Raw genomic sequence first — 2,239 nt, 5'->3', positions numbered from 1 at the left:
AGCCCGTAGAGCATCGCGGCGAGCCCGAGCGAGGTGAGCACGAACCCCGGCCAGTCGAGCGGCCTGGTCTCGGCTTCGCGGTCGCCCGGAACGAAGCGGGCGACCAGCAGCAGGCCGGCCAGGCCGAGCGGGATGTTGATGAAGAAATTCCAGTGCCAGGAGAGATAGGTGGTGATGAAGCCGCCAAGCACCGGTCCGACCACCGGCGCGAACAGCGCCGGCCAGGTGATCAGCGCGGTGGCGGCGATCAGCTCCGACTTCGACGCATTGCGCAGCACCAGGATGCGGCCAACCGGCGTCATCAGCGCGCTGCCAAGACCCTGCACTACGCGGGCGGCGACAAATTGCGAAAGGTTCTGTGAGAAGCCGCAGGCGATCGAGGCCAGGGTGAACAGGGCGATGGCGACCAGGAAGACGTTGCGCGCGCCGAAACGGTCGGCAAGCCAGCCGGACAGCGGTACGAACACGGCCATGGCCAGCATGTAAACGGTGATGCCGATGCTCATCGCCACCGCCGGCACGCCGAAGGACTGGCCCATTTGCGGCAGCGACGTCGAGATGATCGTCGAATCCAAGAGCTGCATGAAGAAGGCGACGGCGACGATCAGCGCCACGCGCCGTGCCTGGCGCGCCGGCATGGCTGTCGACGGCTGGGACACCATCGGATTGTCGGGGATACTGCTCATGACGGACCTGCTTTGAACAGCATTGGGCCAGCCTAGTCCAGTGGTTATCCAACAAACTTTTGTGGTGCCTCGCCGCCTGTTATGGGAAAGTGGGCCTAAGAGGGGAAGTGGGATGAAGCCCATCTATATCGACTATCTCAACGCTCTCGATATCGAAGCGCTGGCGATGACCGATGCCGAGATCATCGGCGCGGTCGAGGCCGGCCTTGTCGCGCAAGGCAAGGGCCAGACGGTGATCGAACCGCGCGTCCATCTTGAACCGGACCCGTCATTCCACGGCCATTTCAATGTCTTGCGCGGCTATGTGGCGCCGCTCGACGCGGCCGGCGTCAAGATCGTCGGCGACTATGTCGACAACTATCTGCACGGCCTGCCTTCGGAATTCGGCATCCTCAATCTATTCGATCCACGCACCGGCACGCCGCGCGCCATCCTCGACGCCACCGTCATCACCGACATGCGCACCGGTGCCGTCACCGCCATCGGCGCCAAGCACCTGGCGAAGAAGACATCCAAGGTGCTCGGCCATATCGGCGCGCGCGGCACCGCCTACTGGAACGTCCGCCTGCTCGACCACCTCTTCGACTTCGACGAGATCCGCGTCCATTCGCGCCGGTCGGAAAGCCGCGATGCTTTCGCAGCGAAACTCTCGGCCGACCTCGGCAAGAAAGTCACCGCGGTCGCCGACTGGAAAAGCTGCGTCGACGGAGCCGACATCGTCGTCGAGGCCTCGCGGCTCAACGAACCGCAGCCGCTGCTCAAGACCGAATGGATCAAGCCGGGCGCGCTGGTGGTGCCCTATGGCACGATGAGCGCAGTGGAGCTGTCCTTGACCGACATCATGGGCAAGATCGTCGTCGACGATTGGGGCCAGTGCAAGAGCGGCAAGTTCGGCTCGCTGCGCGCCCATGTCGAGACCGGGCGGCTGAGCGAGGCGACGTTGCATGCCGAACTCGGCCAGATCGCCGCCGGCCTGAAGCCTGGCCGCCAGGGCGACGACGAGACCATCCTGTTCTGGCATCGCGGCCTGTCGCTCTCAGACATCGCGCTCGGCAAGGCGATGCTGGCCAAGGCCGGCACGCAAGGCGTCGGCCAGAGGCTGCGTTTCGCATGACCCCGCTCGTCCTCACCGGCGCCGGCGTCAGCATCGAGGATGTCGCCGCTGCCGCGCGCAATGCGGCCAAGGTGGAGGTCACGCCCTCCGTCATGGAACACCTGGCCAAGGCGCGCAAAGTCCTCGATGAAGCTGCCGCCGCCGGCCAGCAGATCTACGGCCTGAACACCGGGCTCGGCGCCAATCTCGGCACCGCAGTCGAGGGCGACGCCAGCGCCTTCCAGCGCCAGCTTCTCGATGGGCGCGGCGCCGCCGTGGGTGACGCGTTGCCCATCCAGCTCGTGCGGGCAGCGATGTTTGCTCGTATCGCCATGCTTTCAGCCGGCGGCTCCGGCCTGTCGCCGCATGTGTTCAGCGGGCTGGTCGAAATGCTGAACGCGGGCGTGCATCCGGTGATGCCGGCGCTCGGCTCGATCGGCGCCGGCGACCTGGTGATGAT

3 protein-coding genes are annotated in these 2,239 nt (G+C 65.7%); 2 read left to right on the top strand and 1 reads right to left on the bottom strand.

All coding sequences use genetic code 11. The features are described from left to right. The coding region (locus EOA33_RS32865) for an MFS transporter (protein WP_127407514.1) at positions 1–686 on the bottom strand (686 nt) is incomplete at its 3' end. A 112-nt stretch (positions 687–798) separates the two neighbouring features. On the opposite strand from EOA33_RS32865, the gene EOA33_RS32860 reads away from it, so the two are divergent. Next, positions 799–1,800, top strand: a complete 1,002-nt coding sequence (locus EOA33_RS32860; protein ID WP_127407513.1) for an ornithine cyclodeaminase family protein — start codon at positions 799–801, stop codon at positions 1,798–1,800. Continuing rightward, positions 1,797–2,239: aromatic amino acid lyase (locus tag EOA33_RS32855; RefSeq protein ID WP_190234448.1), on the top strand; the 443-nt coding region annotated here is incomplete at its 3' end. The genes EOA33_RS32860 and EOA33_RS32855, both read left to right, overlap by 4 nt.

Origin of the sequence: Mesorhizobium sp. M4A.F.Ca.ET.050.02.1.1 (genome assembly GCF_003997725.1) — a bacterium.
Lineage (GTDB): Bacteria > Pseudomonadota > Alphaproteobacteria > Rhizobiales > Rhizobiaceae > Mesorhizobium.
This window is presented reverse-complemented; position numbering and strand designations above follow the sequence as displayed.